At 53.7% G+C, this 18,399-nt stretch carries 18 protein-coding genes and 1 riboswitch; of the genes, 17 read left to right on the plus strand and 1 reads right to left on the minus strand.

What is annotated here, in order from left to right; translation table 11 throughout:
- Positions 1-133 precede the first annotated feature (133 nt).
- The 17 genes from DZC51_RS03095 to sufB all read left to right on the plus strand — a co-directional run bounded on the left by DZC51_RS03095 (position 134) and on the right by sufB (position 17,536).
- Positions 134-2,521 carry a 3-hydroxyacyl-CoA dehydrogenase/enoyl-CoA hydratase family protein gene (locus DZC51_RS03095; RefSeq protein WP_157293911.1) on the plus strand — a complete coding sequence of 796 codons (2,388 nt, stop codon included), beginning with the start codon at positions 134-136 and terminating at the stop codon, positions 2,519-2,521.
- A 28-nt stretch (positions 2,522-2,549) separates the two neighbouring features.
- Positions 2,550-3,725, plus strand: a complete 1,176-nt coding sequence (locus tag DZC51_RS03100; protein WP_157293912.1) for an acetyl-CoA C-acetyltransferase — start codon at positions 2,550-2,552, stop codon at positions 3,723-3,725.
- Between the two features lie 300 nt (positions 3,726-4,025).
- Complete coding sequence (locus tag DZC51_RS03105) at positions 4,026-5,813, plus strand: acyl-CoA dehydrogenase family protein (protein ID WP_157293913.1); 1,788 nt, start codon at positions 4,026-4,028, stop codon at positions 5,811-5,813.
- Positions 5,814-5,907: 94 nt separating this feature from the next.
- Positions 5,908-6,264 (plus strand): arsenate reductase family protein, encoded by a 357-nt coding sequence (locus tag DZC51_RS03110; protein WP_157293914.1) that lies wholly within the window; start codon positions 5,908-5,910, stop codon positions 6,262-6,264.
- Positions 6,265-6,339: 75 nt separating this feature from the next.
- Positions 6,340-6,720 (plus strand): glycine cleavage system protein GcvH, encoded by a 381-nt coding sequence (gene gcvH, locus DZC51_RS03115; RefSeq protein ID WP_063183712.1) that lies wholly within the window; start codon positions 6,340-6,342, stop codon positions 6,718-6,720.
- 129 nt (positions 6,721-6,849) lie between these two features.
- The gene (locus DZC51_RS03120) at positions 6,850-7,188 is read left to right on the plus strand and encodes a toprim domain-containing protein (protein WP_157293915.1); all 339 of its coding nucleotides are present in this window, start codon (positions 6,850-6,852) and stop codon (positions 7,186-7,188) included.
- A 12-nt stretch (positions 7,189-7,200) separates the two neighbouring features.
- Complete coding sequence (locus tag DZC51_RS03125; RefSeq protein WP_157293916.1) at positions 7,201-7,500, plus strand: thioredoxin family protein; 300 nt, start codon at positions 7,201-7,203, stop codon at positions 7,498-7,500.
- A gap of 76 nt (positions 7,501-7,576) precedes the next feature.
- Positions 7,577-7,685, plus strand: a riboswitch (SAM riboswitch).
- An 83-nt stretch (positions 7,686-7,768) separates the two neighbouring features.
- On the plus strand, positions 7,769-8,794 hold the full coding sequence (locus tag DZC51_RS03130; RefSeq protein ID WP_157293917.1) for a methionine ABC transporter ATP-binding protein: 1,026 nt from the start codon (positions 7,769-7,771) through the stop codon (positions 8,792-8,794).
- Positions 8,787-9,455, plus strand: a complete 669-nt coding sequence (locus DZC51_RS03135; RefSeq protein WP_157293918.1) for a methionine ABC transporter permease — start codon at positions 8,787-8,789, stop codon at positions 9,453-9,455. Before DZC51_RS03130 ends, DZC51_RS03135 begins: the two co-directional genes overlap by 8 nt.
- 50 nt (positions 9,456-9,505) lie before the next feature.
- Complete coding sequence (locus DZC51_RS03140) at positions 9,506-10,363, plus strand: MetQ/NlpA family ABC transporter substrate-binding protein (protein ID WP_157293919.1); 858 nt, start codon at positions 9,506-9,508, stop codon at positions 10,361-10,363.
- 217 nt (positions 10,364-10,580) lie between these two features.
- The gene (locus DZC51_RS03145) at positions 10,581-11,801 is read left to right on the plus strand and encodes a dicarboxylate/amino acid:cation symporter (RefSeq protein WP_157293920.1); all 1,221 of its coding nucleotides are present in this window, start codon (positions 10,581-10,583) and stop codon (positions 11,799-11,801) included.
- Positions 11,802-11,923: 122 nt separating this feature from the next.
- Entirely contained in the window at positions 11,924-12,091 is a 168-nt protein-coding gene (locus tag DZC51_RS16405; protein WP_376869774.1) for a YuzK family famiily protein, read from the plus strand.
- Between the two features lie 265 nt (positions 12,092-12,356).
- Positions 12,357-13,136 (plus strand): Fe-S cluster assembly ATPase SufC, encoded by a 780-nt coding sequence (gene sufC, locus DZC51_RS03150; RefSeq protein WP_157293921.1) that lies wholly within the window; start codon positions 12,357-12,359, stop codon positions 13,134-13,136.
- 18 nt (positions 13,137-13,154) lie between these two features.
- Positions 13,155-14,462, plus strand: coding sequence for a Fe-S cluster assembly protein SufD (gene sufD, locus DZC51_RS03155; RefSeq protein WP_157293922.1), 1,308 nt, complete (start codon positions 13,155-13,157; stop codon positions 14,460-14,462).
- Positions 14,462-15,694: a cysteine desulfurase gene (locus tag DZC51_RS03160; protein WP_157293923.1), complete on the plus strand. Its 1,233-nt coding sequence runs from the start codon at positions 14,462-14,464 to the stop codon at positions 15,692-15,694. The genes sufD and DZC51_RS03160 overlap by 1 nt, the downstream gene beginning before the upstream one ends.
- Positions 15,681-16,124 carry a Fe-S cluster assembly sulfur transfer protein SufU gene (sufU, locus tag DZC51_RS03165; protein WP_157293924.1) on the plus strand — a complete coding sequence of 148 codons (444 nt, stop codon included), beginning with the start codon at positions 15,681-15,683 and terminating at the stop codon, positions 16,122-16,124. The genes DZC51_RS03160 and sufU overlap by 14 nt, the downstream gene beginning before the upstream one ends.
- 14 nt (positions 16,125-16,138) lie before the next feature.
- A complete protein-coding gene (gene sufB, locus DZC51_RS03170) occupies positions 16,139-17,536 on the plus strand; it encodes a Fe-S cluster assembly protein SufB (protein WP_157293925.1) in 1,398 nt (465 codons plus the stop codon).
- Positions 17,537-17,646: 110 nt separating this feature from the next.
- Here the strand turns inward: sufB and DZC51_RS03175 are convergent, their stop codons facing one another.
- Positions 17,647-18,123, minus strand: a complete 477-nt coding sequence (locus DZC51_RS03175; RefSeq protein WP_157293926.1) for a staygreen family protein — start codon at positions 18,121-18,123, stop codon at positions 17,647-17,649.
- Positions 18,124-18,399: the final 276 nt, after the last annotated feature.

Genomic DNA, 18,399 nt, shown 5'->3' on the forward strand with positions numbered 1-18,399 from the left:
CGGAAATTCATTTTTTTCGATTGGCCATGTTGCACATTGTGGTGAAATATTCTAAACTATGAATAAAGCAATTGCCTATTTTTTTGGCAATGAAATGAATGAGCATTCATTCAAAGTAGAAGGAGGCAATCACGTGGCTCACCAAATCAATAAGGCCGCTGTCATCGGCTCCGGAGTTATGGGCTCCGGTATCGCGGCACATCTTGCGAACATCGGCATTCCGGTTCTTTTGCTGGACATTGTGCCGAATAAGCTGACAGCTGAAGAGGAAGCAAAAGGTCTTACGCTTGAAGACAGCAAAGTCCGCAACAGGCTGACAGACCAGGCCCTCAAAAACATGAAAAAGCAGAAGCCGGCGCCGCTTGCGTCAACGGAAAGCCTTTCACGCATCTCGACAGGTAACCTCGAAGATGATCTCGGAAAGCTGAAGGACGTTGACTGGATCATTGAAGTGGTCGTTGAAAACTTGGAGATCAAGAAAGCGCTTTACGACAAAATTGAAGGGGTCCGATCGGAGCATGCGATTGTATCCTCGAACACATCGGGCATCAGCATCGAAGCGATGGCGGAAGGGCGTTCGGAAGGCTTCCGCAAACATTTTCTCGGCACCCACTTCTTTAACCCGCCGCGCTATCTGAAGTTGCTCGAAGTCATCCCGACGAAAGAGACTGCGCCTGAAGTGTTGGACTTCATCGTCCGATTCGGAGAAGACCGGCTCGGCAAGGGGGTTGTCATCGCAAAGGACACGCCGAATTTCATCGGCAACCGGATCGGGACATACGGGCTTCTGATCACACTGCGTGAGATGATCGGGCGCGGCTACTCGGTCGGAGAAGTCGATTCCGTCACCGGGACGCTGATCGGCCGTCCGAAGTCTGCCACTTTCCGGACGCTCGATGTCGTCGGCCTGGACACATTCGTCCATGTCGCGAAAAACGTATTTGACCAGACGGAAGGCGAGGAGAAGGAAGTGTTCCGCACACCGGACTTCCTCGTGAAGATGGTCGAAAACGGATGGTTGGGCGCCAAATCGAAGCAGGGCTTTTATCTGAAGGAAGGCAAGGAGATCAGGGAAATCGATCCTGCCACCCTCGAGTACTCGCCTCAGAAGAAATTGAAAGCGGCTTCTATTGAAATGGCAAAGCAGCAAAAAGGTGAGGCCAGGCTGAAGACGCTCGTTTACGCGAAAGACCGTGCCGGGGAAATCCTCTGGAACATCCTGGCTCCTACACTCCTGTATTCCGCGGAGAAGGTCGGGGAGATTGCGGACGATATCGTTTCAATTGATAACGCGATGAAATGGGGCTTCGGCTGGAAACAGGGTCCGTTTGAGATTTGGGATTCCATCGGTGTCGGGAAGTCGGTCGGCCGGATGAAGGAGGAAGGCCGGGACATACCTGCATTTGTCCAGAAGATGCTGGATTCAGGAAACACCTCTTTCTATCAGGATGAAGAAGGAGTTCTGACGTACTTCGACGGTGACGGCTACTCCTCCGTACAGATCAATGACAAAGAGATCGACCTGAGAAAGTGGAAAGCCGGCAATGGTGTCATCAGGAAAAATGCCGGAGCCAGCCTGATTGATCTGGGTGATGGCATTGCACTGCTCGAGTTCACCTCCCAGGCGAATTCACTTGGTCCTGACGTCATCAAAATGCTCCTCGACTCTCTGGAGGAAATAGAAAACAACGATGGATACAAGGGACTCGTCATCGCCAACCAGGGCAAGAACTTCTCGGTTGGGGCGAATCTCGGCATGATCCTCATGGAAGCACAGGACGATAACATCTTCGAACTGGACTTCATGATCAAGTCCTTCCAGGATGCCATGATGAAGGTCCGCTATTCGAAAAAGCCGGTCGTCGTCGCACCGCACGGCATGACACTTGGCGGCGGCGCGGAGATCACGCTGCCTGCCGCACATATCCAGGCGACGATGGAAACGTACATCGGGCTCGTTGAAACCGGTGTCGGCCTGATTCCGGGCGGGGGCGGCAACATCAGCCTATACCGTAAGCATCTTGAAGGGATGCCGAACGGAGTCAAGGCGGACTACGTCGACATCGCGGCGAAAGTGTTCGAGACGATTGCCATGGCGAAAGTTTCGACATCCGGAGCGGAAGCGCGCGAGAACAATTTCCTCGGCAAGACGGATGGCGTCAGTGCCAACCGTGATCATCAGATCTATGATGCGAAGCAGGCAGCGATTGCACTTTACGAAGCGGGTTACACGGCGCCTTCCAAGCGGACCGTCCCTGTTTCGGGCGAACCGGGCTATGCTGCGATGATTGTCGGTGCGGAAGGCATGCACCTTTCCGGATACATCAGCGACCACGACTTGAAGATTGCAAAGAAACTGGCTTACGTGCTGTCCGGCGGCAAAGTGCCGTACGGTACGGAAGTTGATGAACAGTACATGCTCGACCTTGAGCGGGAAGCGTTCCTGCAGCTTGTGGCGGAACCGATATCGCAGCAGCGGATGCAGCACATGCTCGTGAAAGGCAAGCCGCTCCGCAACTGAGCGGAAGGCAGACAGAGGAGGATGAACCATGCGTGAAGCAGTGATTGTGGCCGGCGCGAGGACGCCGGTCGGAAAAGCAAAGAAAGGATCCCTTGCAACGGTCCGCCCGGACGACTTTGCCGCTCTTACGGTGAAAGAGACGCTCAGGCGAGCCGGGGGCTACGACGGACCGATCGATGACTTCATCGTCGGGTGCGCCATGCCGGAAGCGGAACAGGGCATGAACGTCGCCCGCCTGATCGGCGGACTTGCCGGACTGCCGGATACAGTGCCGGCAGTGACGGTCAACCGGTTCTGCTCGTCCGGTCTCCAGACAATCGCAACCGGTGCGCAACAAATCATGCTCGGCCATGCGGATACCATACTCGCGGGCGGTACCGAATCGATGAGCATGGTGCCGATGATGGGCAACACGATCCGCCCGAACGCAACCCTTGCGGAAACCGCGCCTGAATATTACATGGGCATGGGCCATACGGCGGAGCAGGTCGCAATGAAATACGGAGTGAGCCGTGAGGACCAGGATGCATTCGCGGTCCGCTCCCATGAGCGTGCCGCCGCCGCCATCCGGGAAGGCAAATTCAAGGATGAGATCGTGCCGGTCGAAGTGATCCGCCGCACGGTCGGACCGGATGGCAAGCTGAAGGAAGGAACCTTCACCTTCGATATGGATGAAGGCGTACGCGAAGGCACCAACATGGAAACCCTCGCGAAGCTGCGTCCGGCGTTCAACGTGAAAGGGACGGTCACTGCGGGGAACGCTTCCCAGACATCGGACGGAGCGGGTACGGTCCTGATCATGGACCGTGAAAAGGCGGAGGCGGAAGGGCTGAAGCCGATCGCCAAGTTCCGCTCGTTCGCAGTCGGCGGTGTTCCGCCGGAAGTGATGGGCATCGGCCCGATCGAGGCCGTACCGAAAGCGCTGAAGCTTTCCGGCCTGTCGGTCGAAGACATCAACCTGTGGGAGCTTAATGAAGCTTTCGCCTCACAATCGATCCAGGTCATCCGCCATCTTGGCCTCGATGAAGACAAAGTCAACGTCAACGGCGGCGCCATCGCGCTCGGTCACCCGCTTGGCGCGACAGGCACAATCCTGACGCTGAAGCTCATGAACGAGCTCAAGCGCCGCAACGAACAGTTCGGCGTCGTCACCATGTGCATCGGCGGAGGAATGGGAGCCGCCGGCGTATTCGAAATGTTGTAAGTAAGTGCGAAGGGTGGCTGCCCAGGCCCGCCAGGCATAAGGGGACATGCGCAGCGGATCCTGATCCGCGGAGTGTTGCCACTTATGACCCCGAGGGCCTGCCGCCCGCAGCCGGATAGCGTAAAAGCGGAGAGCGGTTGGTCATGGGCGACAGGCATAAGACGACCTGCGCAGTGAGGCCTGCCTCATGGAGCGGGACGGCTTGTGACCCGGGCCCGTACTGCCTGGAGCTGGCCACCGGAAATATGATCAGCAACCTGATTGATAACAAAACGAAAAAAGAACAGGGAGGAAACGAATATGGCTGAAACGCAAGACAAGGCACTCGTCAAAGGCGGGGCATTCCTCATCGAGGACATCGATGCGGACCAGGTGTTCACGCCGGAGGATTTCACGGAAGAGCATAAGATGATCGCAAAGACGACGGAGGAGTATGTCAAGAACGAAGTCATCCCGGTCATCGACAAACTGGAAAACCATGAGTTCGAAAACTCCGTGCGGCTTCTGAAATCCGCTGGGGAACTCGGCCTTCTCGGAGCGGACATTCCGGAGGAATACGACGGCTTCGGACTTGATAAAATCTCGTCTGCGCTCATCACCGAAAAGATGTCCGTCGCCGGCGGGTTCTCCATTACACACGGGGCCCACGTCGGCATCGGCACGCTTCCGATTGTCCTCTTCGGCAACGAAGAGCAGAAGCAGAAATACCTGCCAGCTTCGGTTACGGCAGAAAAAATCTTCGCTTATGCACTCACTGAGCCGGGCTCCGGTTCGGACGCGCTCGGCGCGCGTACAACTGCGAAACTCAATGAGGCGGGCACACACTATATCCTCAACGGTGAAAAACAGTGGATCACAAACTCCGGCTTTGCAGATGTCTTTGTCGTTTATGCCAAGATTGACGGTGAACATTTCACGGCATTCATCGTCGAGAAGGATTATCCGGGCGTTTCCGTCGGTGCCGAAGAAAAGAAGATGGGGATCAAGTCTTCTTCGACACGTACTCTTATCCTCCAGGATGCGGAAGTGCCGGTCGAAAACCTTCTCGGTGAAAAGGGACGCGGCCATGCGATCGCATTCAACATCCTGAACATCGGACGCTACAAACTTGGTGTGGGCGGTGTCGGCGGTTCCAAGCGGGCACTTGAACTGGCGATCAAATACACGAATGAGCGCCAGCAGTTCAAGCGCAGCATCGCTTCCTTCAACCTGACAAAGGAAAAAATTGCAACGCTTGCATCCGAGCTGTATGCGACGGAAAGTCTGATCTATCGCACGGTCGGCTACTTTGATGACCGCATGGGCCAGATGAGCGAGGAAGACCAGAAAGACGGCCGCAAGATCGCCCAGGCGATCGCGGAATATGCCATCGAATGCTCCATCAACAAAGTCGTCGGTTCAGAGACACTTGATCATGTCGTCGACGAAGCGGTCCAGCTGCACGGCGGATACGGCTACATGCAGGAGTATGAAGTCGAGCGCGCGTACAGGGACTCCCGCATCAACCGCATCTTCGAGGGTACGAACGAGATCAACCGCCTTCTCGTACCCGGTACGTTCCTTAAGAAAGCCCTGAAAGGGGAGCTTCCGCTTCTCCAGAAGGCCCAGTCGCTTCAGGAAGAGCTGCTCATGATGATGCCGGAAGAACCGGGCGATGAAGCACTTGCGCAGGAGAAAATCCTGGTGAAGAACGCCAAGAAAATCGGCCTTCTCACTGCGGGCATGGCAGCACAGCGATTCGGCACGAAGCTTGAAGACGAGCAGGAAGTCCTTGTCAACATCGCCAACATCGCCAATGACATCTTCGCGATGGAATCCGCTTTGCTCCGCTCTGAAAAGGCGATCCGCCGCGCTGGAGAGGAGAAGTCTCGCCAGAAGGTTCTCTATACGGAAATCTTCTGCCAGGAAGCGATGCAGCGCATCGAACAGGAAGCGAAAGAAGTGCTCGTCGCGTCTGTCGAGGGAGACAACCAGCGCATGATGCTGTCTGCTCTCCGCAAACTCACCCGCTACACGCCGAAGAACCTGATTCCTCTGAAGCGCGAAGCGGCAGACAAGCTGAACGAAGCCCTGAAATACACAGTCTGATACGGACAGTACTATAGCCCGGACTGCTTCTTGAGCAGAACGGGCATTCTTTTTGTTATACTGACTTCAAGAGAAGATGCAGGGAGGCAAGGGAATGGCAATCACCTATTATGGGTATCCGAAGTGCACCACCTGCCGAAAGGCGAAAAAGTGGCTGGATGATCACGGAGTGGCCTATGAGGAAGTCGATATCAAGGAGGCTCCCCCTTCGGAGGAACAGCTCCGGGAAATCATATCGGCCAGCGGACTCGAACTGAAGAAATTTTTCAACACAAGCGGTAAAGTCTATCGCGAAGGCGGGCTCAAGGACCGGCTTCCGGAAATGGCGGAAGATGAGAAGGTCCGTCTTCTCGCTTCAGACGGGATGCTTCTCAAACGTCCGATCGTCTATGATGGTGAAAAGGCGACAGTCGGTTTCCGTGAAGCGGACTTTGAAGCTGCATGGAATTAAGCGACTATTGAGTTTCCTGCCGCCGTATGGCAAACTGAGATGGGTAGATATTTTAAACTTCCTGGAGGGGTCAGAATGAGCACACCAACAGAACTTCGCTACTCCGAAGAACACGAATGGGTAAAGACGGAAGACGGCAAGGCGCGCATCGGCATCACACATTTCGCACAGGCGGAACTCGGTGACATCGTATTTGTCGAGCTTCCTGAAGTCGGCGATGAAATCAAGGCGGACGAGCCTTTCGGCAGCGTTGAATCCGTCAAGACGGTTTCCGAGCTTTACGCACCGATCAGCGGCACAGTAGTTGAAGTGAACGAAGATCTCGAGGACAGCCCTGAGTTCGTCAACGAATCTCCTTATGAAAAGGCATGGATGGTCGTTGTTGAACCTTCCGACTCTTCGGAGATCGACAAACTCATGTCCGCCGAACAATACGATCAAATGACGCAGGGCTGACCTGCATGCAGGAAACGCCGGCATCTTCCGGCGTTTTTTGCATCTTCTAATATAAAGGACCGCGACCGGAAACGGCGCCTGTTCCGGATGCGGCCCGATATCAAATGGTGTGCTCGCGGAGGGATCAGGATGACCGATAAAGTGATCGTCGTCGAAGGCAACTCTGACAGGAAACGGATCGCCCCGCTTTTGGATGAACCGGTGGATATCATCTGCACAAACGGGACGGCAAGCCCGACAAGGATTGAAGAACTTCTTGAACCGTATGAAGGAGCGGACATATTCGCATTTTTCGATGCGGACCGTTCCGGTGAGAAACTGCGTGCGCTTCTCAGGCGGGAGTACCCGGAAGCACGTCATCTCTATACGGACCGGGTCTACCGGGAGGTGGCGACCACGCCACTCCGGGTACTGGCGGAAGAACTGCTTTCGGCAAACATCGAGATTAAGACAGAATTTCTGCTGTAAAGGATGAGCATGGTGGAAGAATGGAATCTGCATCAATTTGAAGAAGCATCAAAGAATCCGGCCGTTGCCGCCTTTTATCTGTATACACCCCTTTGCGGGACATGTCAGGTGGCCTCGAAGATGATGGATGTCGTGGAACAACTTCTTCCCGATGTAAAACTTGGCAAGGCAGACCTCAATTATCACGAGGAGGTGGCCGCCAGGTACGGGGTGGAGAGCGTTCCATGCCTCCTGATTTCAAAAGAGGGGCAGCCGGTCGAAAAAATCTACGCATTCCGGTCGGTCCCGTACCTGTATGAGAAATTAAGTTGACGCAAAACGATCAGCTGTGTTATAGTTTCATCCATCAGTCATCCGACAAACGGATGATCTAAACGAATACGGAACACTCTTATTGAGAGAGGCGGAGGGACGTGCCCGATGAAGCCCGGCAACCGTCACGGAAACGTGAAATGGTGCCAAATCACTCAAAGCGCAAGCGCTTTGGCAGATGAGAGGAAATGCACCGGTCGGAGACGGATCGGTTGCGCGACCTGTCTGCCTGTAAGCAGATGGGTCTTTTTAATGCAGAGGTGACCAAATGATTAAGCTAGAACAAATAACCAAGCAGTTCCGCCTTTCCAATGGGACTCTTACTGCCGTCGATGCGGTCGATCTGGAGATCCGGGAGGGCGAGATATTCGGCATCATCGGATACAGCGGTGCAGGAAAAAGCACACTGATCCGCATGCTGAACGGCCTTGAAAAGCCAACCGGCGGCCGCGTGACGGTCAACGGTATGGAAATGTCGAAGGTTTCCGGAGCGGACCTCAGGAAGGCACGCCAGAAAGTCAGCATGATCTTCCAGCACTTCAACCTGCTCTGGTCACGCACAGTGGCGGAGAATATTGCTTTCCCGCTTGAGATTGCAGGCGTGAAAAAGGCGGATCGGGAACCGAGGGTGCGGGAACTGATCCGGCTTGTCGGGCTTGAGGGGCGTGAGGATGCTTATCCGTCGGAGCTTTCCGGCGGACAGAAGCAGCGTGTCGGAATCGCACGGGCGCTTGCCAATGAACCGGATGTCCTGCTGTGTGACGAAGCCACATCGGCACTGGACCCGGAAACAACCGACTCGATCCTGGATCTTCTGACCGATATCAACAAAAGGCTGAACCTGACAATCGTGCTCATCACACACGAGATGCACGTCATCCGGAAAATCTGTCACCGTGTCGCCGTCATGGAAGCGGGACGGGTCGTGGAGATGGGGGACGTGCTCCAGGTGTTCCGCTCGCCACAGCAACCGATCACAAAGCGGTTCGTGTCCCAGGTGACCGAATCGCCGGATGTCAAACAGGCCATCGGGCAGCTTGTCAGCGAGAATCCGGACGGCACTCTGATCCGCCTCGGTTTCGTCGGAGAACGGACGGGAGAACCGGTACTTGCCCGGCTGATCCGGTCATTCGATATTGACGTCAACATTCTGCAGGCCAATGTCTCGCAGACGCACGGCGGTACATTCGGCTCCATCATCCTGAATCTCATGGGCGATGAGGCGGCGGTTGCACAAGCAGTGGAGTTCCTTCATTCTGAAGGCGTGGAAACAGAGGTGATCGAACGTGATTGAACAACTGTTTCCCAACGTCGACTGGGAGAAAATGTGGGAGGCGACACTTGAGACACTTTACATGACGGCAGTCGCCACAGTATTCACCTTCCTGATCGGGCTTGTGCTCGGTATCCTTCTTTTCCTTACGGGGCCGAAAGGCATTTATCAGAATCGGATTTCAAACCTGATCACAGCGGCATTCGTCAACATTTTCAGGTCAATTCCATTCATCATTCTGATCATTCTGCTGATCCCGCTCACGAAGTTCCTGCTCGGCTCGATCCGAGGGCCGAATGCGGCACTGCCGGCCCTGATCATCGGCTCTGCGCCGTTTTACGGACGGATGGTCCAGATTGCGCTTGCGGAAATCGATAAGGGCGTCATCGAGGCGGCCCGTTCGATGGGGGCGACCACATGGACGATCATCCGGAAAGTGCTGCTCCCGGAATCGATGCCGGCGCTGATCTCAGGCATCACCGTGACGGCAATTGCGCTCGTCGGCTATACGGCAATGGCCGGCATAATCGGGGCGGGGGGTCTCGGTAACCTGGCTTACCTGGACGGCTTCCAAAGAAGCCGCACCGACGTGACGATGGTCGCCACCATCCTGATCCTGATCATCGTCTTTGCCATCCAGTGGATTGGTGACATCCTGGTCAAGAGGACGGACAAACGCTAAAAGAATTTGAGCACTCAAATAAAATTACAAAACCCAAGGGGGAAATCATAATGAAAAAATTTGCAGCAGGACTATTTCTGGCAACTGGCACACTTGCTCTGGCCGCATGTGGCGCAGGCGGAGACGACACCTCTTCCGGCACATCCGAAGGCGGGGAAAGCAGCGGGGAGCCAAAAGAACTCGTTGTCGGTGCATCCAACGTACCGCATGCCCTGATCCTGGAAGAGGCCAAGCCGCTTCTTGAAGAGAAAGGCATCGAACTGAAGATCGAAACTTATCAGGACTATGTCCTTCCGAACGAGGACCTGGAATCCGGAGAAATCGATGCGAACTACTTCCAGCACATCCCTTATCTTGAAACCCAGATGGCCGACCATGGCTATGACTTCGTGAATGCCGGCGGCATCCATATCGAGCCGATCGGCATCTATTCGAAAAAGTATGATTCCCTGGAGGACCTGCCGGACGGCGCGACGATCCTAATGAGCAACTCGGTTGCCGACCACGGCCGGATCCTTTCCATGCTGGAAAGCCAGGGCCTCATCAAGCTTGATGAAGGAGTCGACAAAACAGCAGCAGAAGTCAAGGACATCGTGGAAAACCCGAAAAACCTTGAATTTGATGCGGACTATGAGGCGTCCTTCCTGCCTCAGCTCTACAACCAGGAAGAAGGTGATGCGCTTCTCATCAACTCCAACTATGCGATTGATGCGGGACTCAATCCGCTTGAAGATGCCATCGCTCTCGAAGACTCCGATTCCCCTTATGTCAACGTGATCGCTGTCCGCAGCGGTGACGAAGACAAACAGGAAATCAAGGCACTTGTTGAAGTGCTCCGCTCTGAGGAAATTCAGGACTTCATCATCGAAGAATGGGGCGGCTCGGTCGTTCCTGTTGACGGGGAATAATACAGATAAAATAGCGAAACAATCAAGCCGCCGTGCCGGGACTCTGAAAAAGAATCCCGGCACGGCGGCTTTTTCACTGCCTGCCTGTCATTTCCTGTTGTAACCGTTCACAAGTAAATGTATTCTGAATAAGTGGCCAAGCCTTCTATTGGATGGGGGAGTGTGGTAAAGTGGTCACATCAGAAAAACAAGTGTCTTTTTAGGGGGTACATTCATCATGAAGAAAATCGGTCTGCTGGGCCGGATCGTCATCGCTATTGCGCTGGCTGTCGGCATCGGCTCGATCCTCAACACGATCCCGGAAAAGTATGGACTCTGGTTCGTCGAACTCGGAGCGACATTCAATATGCTGTTTGGCGGGTTCCTGAGTTTTGTCGTTCCGCTGATCATCATCGGATTCATCGCACCCGGCATCGCCAAACTTGGAAAAGGTTCTGCCAAACTGCTCGGACTTTCGACGGGCCTGGCGTATCTTTCTACAATTGTTGCAGGGGTTCTGGCATTTTTCGTGGCATCCAACCTGCTGCCGGGACTGATCGGCAGTCCGGCGGCCGACAATATCGGCGATCCATCTGAGGCATTGGCCTCTGCATTTTTCGAGCTGGAAATCGAGCCGATCATGGGCGTGCTCACTTCCCTGATCTTCGCTTTCCTGATGGGCATCGGGATGGCGGCAATCGGAAGCAAAACGTTGCTGTCCGTTTTTGACGAATTCCAGCAGCTGATCGAAAAGACCATCAGCAGTGTCATCATCCCGCTGCTGCCGTTCCACATTTTCGGCGTCTTCCTTAATATGACGTATGCCGGGCAGGTGGCCAGCGTCCTTTCGGTATTTGCGATGGTGTTCGTGCTGATCATTGCCATGCATCTGATTATGCTGCTGATCCAGTATACGGCCGCAGGCGCGCTGACACACCGCAATCCGTTCAGATTGCTGAAAACAATGGCTCCGGCGTACTTCACGGCTCTCGGCACTCAATCGTCTGCCGCGACCATTCCCGTTACCGTCCGGCAGGCCCGCAAAACCGGTGCTTCCGACAAAGTTGTCGATTTCACGGTACCGCTATTTGCCAATATCCATCTGTCGGGAAGCACCATCACGCTGACAACCTGTGCGATCGGGGTCATGCTCATGAATGGGCTGCCGGTTTCAATCGGGCCGATGATGCAATTTATCGCTGTACTTGGTGTGACGATGATCGCGGCACCCGGAGTGCCGGGAGGAGCAGTCATGGCGGCGCTTGGCCTGCTGTCCTCGATGCTCGGCTTTACAGAGCCGATGATTGCGCTCATGATCGCCCTCTACATGGCGCAGGACAGCTTCGGCACGGCTACAAACGTTACGGGTGATGGCGCGCTTGCAATTATTACCGACAAGTTCGCGTCTCCTGGAACTGAGGTCTCTTCGCCAGCGCCCGCCGATACGAAAACAGTATGATTTTCCCTGTTTTGATCTGCGGCAATAGGGTAGACTAGAAGGGAAATCAAACCGGCTGAAGCCGGCATAATCGAAAGGAATGGTTCATTATCGACCCCATGAGGCTCGAGTATACGGACAGGATGGCACAAAGTTTTCGGAGCACACACGGCATCGGCTATGAGGATTATCGCATGAATCCGAAGCTGCAGCTGGAAGTGGAGAAGCAGAGGGAAAGGGAATATGCCCTCAGCCAAAGCTTCGGCATGAGGCCGGAGACGGGTGGCCATCATCACACAATGACCGAATAATAATGAACCCGCCCAAAAGGACCGCCGCTTAAAGCGCCGGTCCTTTTGTTAACCTGCTTTTCATTCTCATTGGGAAGCTGATAATTGAAAATGACTTTCAATGATGGCGCGCCAGGACCAAAAAGCTCTGAATTATAGGGTTTCTGCGTTTTCAAGGGCTTTCTGCATAACCCGGCGAAATGATTTGCAAGCGTCCCCGGTTTCAGTTAAGATTAGAATGATGATAAATAAGGATGGCACAGCCGTCCATACTGGAGGTATTCGGATGTCTACTCTCGAAATCAAAGGTCTGCACGTCGAAATCGAAGGCAAGGAAATCCTGAAAGGCGTCGACCTGACAATCAATACAAATGAAATCCATGCTGTCATGGGACCGAACGGGACAGGTAAATCCACTCTCGCATCGGCCATCATGGGGCATCCTAAATATGTAGTTACTGCCGGTACAGTTACACTCGACGGTGAAGACGTCCTTGAAATGGAAGTGGACGAGCGTGCCAAGGCGGGCCTCTTCCTCGCTATGCAATATCCAAGTGAAATCTCCGGTGTGACAAATGCCGACTTCCTCCGTTCCGCAATCAATTCAAAGCGTGAAGAGGGCGAAGAAATCTCTCTGATGAAGTTCATCCGTGAACTCGACAGCAAGATGGAAACGCTCGAAATGAATCAGGAAATGGCACAGCGCTACCTGAACGAAGGCTTCTCCGGCGGTGAGAAAAAGCGCAACGAGATCCTTCAGCTCATGATGCTGAAGCCTAAATTCGCCATCCTAGACGAAATTGACTCCGGTCTTGACATCGATGCGCTGAAAGTTGTTTCCAAGGGCGTCAACGAAATGCGCGGCGAAAACTTCGGGTGCCTGATCATCACTCACTATCAGCGTCTCCTCAACTACATCACGCCGGACAAGGTCCATGTGATGATGCAGGGCCGTGTCGTCAAATCCGGCGGTCCGGAACTTGCCCAGAAGCTTGAGGCACAGGGCTATGACTGGATCAAGGAAGAGCTCGGCATCGAAGATGAAACTGTTGGACAAGAAGCATAACGGAAGGGGACGAACGAAATGACGGTTGAAACGAAATTGGCATTGACCGGCGAGGACGTGCGTTCCTATTCGGAATCGAACCGCGAACCGGAATGGCTCGCGGCAAAACGCTCCGAAGCCTATCAACTTGCTGAAACACTCCAGCTGCCGAAGCCGGATAAAACGAAGATCCAAAACTGGAACTTCACCGAATTTCCGGTCCACGCAACGAAAGATGAACCGCTGACAGGCCTTGCGGAGCTTCCGCAGGAGGCCCGTGCGCTTATTGATATTGAGAATCAGAAAAACATTTACGTCCAGCGGAACAATACGCCGGCTTACCTCAAGCTGTCGGATGAGCTGAAAGAGCAGGGCGTGATCCTGACCGACATCTTCACAGCAGCACGCGAGCATTCCGACCTGCTGCAGAAATATTTCATGAATGATGCAGTCAAAGTGGACGAGCACAAGCTGACCGCACTGCATACCGCATTCATGAACGGCGGTGTCTTCGTCTATGTTCCGAAAGGCGTAGAAGTAAAAGAGCCGGTACAGGTCCTGTTCCTGCATGAGGGCGAAGATGTATCGCTCTTCAACCACGCAATCATCGTGGCGGAAGACAACAGCTCCCTCACATATGTGGAGAACTATTTGTCGCTTTCGAAAGACTCGAAAGGCCTCGTCAACATCATTTCCGAAGTCATTGCGAAAGACGGGGCGAAAATCACTTACGGCGCTGTGGACGTGCTAGCTGAAGGCTTTACATCCTACATCAACCGCCGCGGGGTTGCCGGCCGTGATGCCACCATCGAATGGGCAATCGGCATGATGAACGACTGCGATACAATCTACGAGAACGTGACCCACCTCGTGGGCGACGGCTCTGTCGGCCATTCCAAGTCTGTCCTGGTCGGACGCGGGGATCAAAAGCAGAACGTCACAGCCAAGACGGTACACTGGGGCAAGGAAGCAGAAGGATACATCCTCCAGCACGGCGTCATGAAGGATGAAGCATCGACCATCTTCAACGGAATCGGCAAGATCGAGCACGGTGCATCGAAATCGGATGCCGTTCAGGAATCCCGTGTGCTCATGCTGAGCGAAAAAGCACGCGGAGACGCAAACCCGATCCTTCTGATTGACGAGGACGACGTTACGGCGGGCCACGCGGCTTCCGTTGGCCGTGTCGATCCGCTCCAGCTCTACTACCTGATGAGCCGGGGCATCTCCCGTGTTGATGCGGAGCGCCTGATTGTCCACGGCTTCCTGGCACCTGTCGTTTCCCAACTTCCGATCGAAGGCGTCAAGAAACAGCTGTCGGAGGTTATTGAAAGGAAAGTGCGCTGATGATCACAAAAGACATCAAAAAACGCTTCCCGATTCTCGACCAGCAAGTGAATGGCCATCCGCTCGTCTATCTCGACAGCGGAGCCACTTCACAAAAGCCGGATGTCGTGATCGAAGCGATCAAACGATACTACGAAAACGACAACTCCAACGTCCACCGCGGTGTCCACACACTGGGCAACCGGGCGACAGACGAATATGAAGGTGCGCGCCAGAAAGTTGCGGACTTCATCAACGCGTCGTCGGTCCAGGAAGTGATTTTCACCCGCGGCACGACAACCTCGATCAATACGGTTGCGCAAAGCTACGGCCGCGCGAACGTGTCGGAAGGGGACGAGATCGTCATCACGATGATGGAGCACCACTCCAACATCATTCCATGGCAGCAACTGGCCAAGGAAACAGGAGCGACGCTGAAGTACGTCGACCTCGAAGATGACGGCACCCTCTCGCTGGATAAAGTCGAAGAGACCATCACCGACAAGACGAAAATCGTCTCGGTCATGTATGTGTCCAACGTGCTCGGCACGAAGAACCCGGTCAAGGAAATTGCGGAAATCGCCCACCGTCACGGGGCTGTAATGGTGGTGGACGGCGCACAGGCCGCCCCTCACCTAAAAGTCGATGTACAGGACCTGGACTGCGACTTCTTCGCATTCTCCGGACACAAGATGTGCGGACCGACAGGCATCGGTGTCCTGTACGGCAAAAAAGCCCTCCTTGAAGACATGGAGCCGGTTGAATTCGGCGGTGAGATGATCGACTTTGTCGGCCTGTACGAATCGACCTGGAAAGAGCTTCCGTGGAAATTCGAAGGCGGCACGCCGATCATCGCAGGCGCAATCGGACTCGGTGCGGCGATCGACTTCCTTCAGGAAATCGGCCTCGACAACATCGACCGCCACGAAAAGCATCTAGCGGCCTATGCCATGGAAAAAATGTCGGAAATCGACGGACTGACGATCTACGGGCCAGCAGACCCGGATCTCCGTGCCGGCATTGTGACTTTCAATCTCGACGGAGTGCATCCGCATGACGTCGCGACGGTTCTTGATATGAACGGGATCGCCGTGCGTGCCGGCCATCACTGCGCGCAGCCGCTCATGAAGCGTCTGGGTGCGACCGCGACGGCGCGGGCAAGCTTCTACGTATACAACACGGAAGAAGATGTCGACCGCCTCGCAGATGGGCTCCGCATAGCAAAGGAGTATTTCTCTGATGTCATCCATTAATCTCGACCAGCTGTACAGGCGGGTCATCATGGACCACTATAAGAATCCACGCAACAAAGGGGAAATCGCGGACGGAGGCCTCACCATCGACATGAACAACCCGACTTGCGGCGACCGGATCCACCTGACGATGCAGGTGGAAGACGGAATCGTGCAGGACGCGAAGTTCGATGGCGAAGGCTGCTCGATCTCAATGGCATCCGCGTCGATGATGACGCAGACAATCAAAGGGAAATCCGTCGAAGATGCAGTCAGGATGTCCAAAGCCTTTTCCGATATGATGCTCGGGAAGGAACTGGATGAAGACCTGGACCTCGGGGACATCGAGGCGCTATCCGGCGTCTCGCAATTCCCGGCACGCATTAAATGCGCGACCCTTGCATGGAAGGCAATGGAAAAAGGCGTCGACAGCGACGTCAATCCAAATTGAACGGAGGAACAGTAATGGCTAAAAAAATGCCGGAAATCGGCGATTATAAATACGGCTTCCACGACAAAGACGTATCGGTTTTCCGTTCGAAGCGCGGTCTGACAAGAGAGATTGTCGAAGAAATCTCCAGGATGAAAGAAGAGCCTCAATGGATGCTCGACTACCGCCTGAAGGCGCTCGACATCTTCTACAAAAAGCCGATGCCGGTGTGGGGCGGCGATCTCAGTGAACTGAACTTCGACGAGATCACTTACTACGTCAAGCCGTCGGAAGCGACTGAGCGCTCGTGGGATGAAGTCCCTGAAGAAATCAAGCGCACGTTCGACAAGCTGGGCATTCCGGAAGCGGAACAAAAGTACCTCGCGGGTGTTTCCGCGCAGTACGAGTCCGAAGTCGTCTACCACAACATGAAGGAAGACCTCGAGGATATGGGAATCGTCTTCAAGGACACCGACTCGGCGCTCCGCGAAAACGAAGACATCTTCAAGAAGTACTGGGCAACGGTCATTCCGGCTGCGGACAACAAGTTTTCCGCGCTGAACTCCGCTGTCTGGTCGGGCGGCTCGTTCATCTATGTCCCGCCGGGCGTGAAGGTGGATACACCGCTCCAGGCTTACTTCCGCATCAACTCCGAGAACATGGGGCAGTTTGAGCGTACGCTGATCATCGTCGATGAAGGCGCGAGCGTTCACTATGTAGAGGGCTGCACTGCTCCTGTCTACACGACAAACTCGCTTCACTCGGCGGTTGTTGAGATCATCATCAAGAAAGACGCCTACTGCCGCTACACGACCATCCAGAACTGGGCGAACAACGTCTACAACCTCGTCACTAAGCGCGCGGTTGCAGAGGAAAACGCGACAATGGAATGGATCGACGGCAACATCGGCTCCAAGCTGACGATGAAATACCCTGCTGTCCTCCTCAAGGGCGAAGGCGCACGCGGCATGACGCTGTCCATCGCACTTGCAGGCAAAGGCCAGCACCAGGATGCGGGCGCGAAGATGATGCACCTCGCACCTAACACGTCCTCGACGATCGTCTCCAAGTCGATTTCGAAACAGGGCGGCAAGGTTTCGTACCGCGGAATCGTGCACTTCGGCCGCAAGGCACACGGTGCGCGTGCCAACATCGAGTGTGATACGCTCATCATGGACAACCAGTCCACGTCCGACACGATCCCGTACAACGAGATCCTGAACGACAATATCTCGCTCGAGCACGAAGCGAAAGTCTCGAAGGTATCCGAAGAGCAGCTCTTCTACCTCATGAGCCGCGGCATCTCCGAAGAAGAAGCGACGGAAATGATCGTCATGGGCTTCATCGAGCCATTCACAAAAGAACTTCCGATGGAATACGCGGTCGAAATGAACCGCCTCATCAAGTTCGAGATGGAAGGTTCAATCGGTTAAAAAATATAAAATTGTCGGCGTGCCGATTTGATTTTATCTTCTGATGTAGGAGGCGAACTTTTATAGTTCGCCTTCTTTTTTTAGTGATATCAGGATAAGATCCGTCAATTTTAGGGTTGTTTGATCGTTTGGTTCATATACTGGCGTGGAGTGCCATAAAAAGCAACCTGCCTATATTGCGGATAAATGGATAAGTAATGGATAAAGATGGGGGCATCGACGAGGAAGGGATAGTGTACGTAGAATTGACGATCACCATAGACAATCCCATTAAGTGCTGTAGCCATTTCTTTTTTAAATATTTTAAAACGGGTGTCTGCAATTTTCTGACTGAACTCTCCGCCATCTACATGCGCTTTTCCGATCAAGTTTAGACAGCCATGTGAATCTATTTTCCATTCAGCCAATACTTCATCACGCATTTTGGGGTTAATGGATTTACAGTTGTACACATATCCAATATCCAAAAATAATTCTGCTGTAATATCTGAATGCGTGAGAGTATATTTTCTTCCTTCAACCGGCTGAGCGAAAGTGGCAGGTGGAATGAGCTTGACGGATAATTTCTGTGGATCAAAAACGGACATAGACAATCCCCCAATATTTAAAATCAATGTCCTTGATTTCTTTAGATCAACATGAAGTATTACTTTATGTGGGTCAATACCTATATATGACTGTATGGATGCCTAGTAAGGACATAACGATTCATAGATGGCCAACCGCGGCTTGAGCTCAGAAAGATCAAAGCTCAGTATAAAAAACGCCAACCGAAATAGTGTCTCTTGCATTAACCGAAAAAACTTGGCTGAATCAATACTAAAAACCCTTGCCTTTAACAGCGGCAAGGGTTTTGGTACTTC

This window comes from Bhargavaea sp. CC-171006 (assembly GCF_009761675.1).
Lineage (GTDB): Bacteria > Bacillota > Bacilli > Bacillales_A > Planococcaceae > Bhargavaea > Bhargavaea changchunensis.

What these genes read in the sequence shown, in the direction of transcription:
- DZC51_RS03175 (WP_157293926.1), bottom strand. Translation starts at nt 18,123, where the DNA reads ATGTCCGTTTTTGATCCACAGAAATTATCCGTCAAGCTCATTCCACCT.
- sufC (WP_157293921.1), top strand. Translation starts at nt 12,357, where the DNA reads ATGTCTACTCTCGAAATCAAAGGTCTGCACGTCGAAATCGAAGGCAAG.
- DZC51_RS03105 (WP_157293913.1), top strand. Translation starts at nt 4,026, where the DNA reads ATGGCTGAAACGCAAGACAAGGCACTCGTCAAAGGCGGGGCATTCCTC.
- DZC51_RS03160 (WP_157293923.1), top strand. Translation starts at nt 14,462, where the DNA reads ATGATCACAAAAGACATCAAAAAACGCTTCCCGATTCTCGACCAGCAA.
- DZC51_RS03120 (WP_157293915.1), top strand. Translation starts at nt 6,850, where the DNA reads ATGACCGATAAAGTGATCGTCGTCGAAGGCAACTCTGACAGGAAACGG.
- sufD (WP_157293922.1), top strand. Translation starts at nt 13,155, where the DNA reads ATGACGGTTGAAACGAAATTGGCATTGACCGGCGAGGACGTGCGTTCC.
- sufB (WP_157293925.1), top strand. Translation starts at nt 16,139, where the DNA reads ATGGCTAAAAAAATGCCGGAAATCGGCGATTATAAATACGGCTTCCAC.
- DZC51_RS03145 (WP_157293920.1), top strand. Translation starts at nt 10,581, where the DNA reads ATGAAGAAAATCGGTCTGCTGGGCCGGATCGTCATCGCTATTGCGCTG.
- DZC51_RS03130 (WP_157293917.1), top strand. Translation starts at nt 7,769, where the DNA reads ATGATTAAGCTAGAACAAATAACCAAGCAGTTCCGCCTTTCCAATGGG.
- gcvH (WP_063183712.1), top strand. Translation starts at nt 6,340, where the DNA reads ATGAGCACACCAACAGAACTTCGCTACTCCGAAGAACACGAATGGGTA.
- sufU (WP_157293924.1), top strand. Translation starts at nt 15,681, where the DNA reads ATGTCATCCATTAATCTCGACCAGCTGTACAGGCGGGTCATCATGGAC.
- DZC51_RS16405 (WP_376869774.1), top strand. Translation starts at nt 11,924, where the DNA reads ATGGCACAAAGTTTTCGGAGCACACACGGCATCGGCTATGAGGATTAT.
- DZC51_RS03100 (WP_157293912.1), top strand. Translation starts at nt 2,550, where the DNA reads ATGCGTGAAGCAGTGATTGTGGCCGGCGCGAGGACGCCGGTCGGAAAA.
- DZC51_RS03140 (WP_157293919.1), top strand. Translation starts at nt 9,506, where the DNA reads ATGAAAAAATTTGCAGCAGGACTATTTCTGGCAACTGGCACACTTGCT.
- DZC51_RS03110 (WP_157293914.1), top strand. Translation starts at nt 5,908, where the DNA reads ATGGCAATCACCTATTATGGGTATCCGAAGTGCACCACCTGCCGAAAG.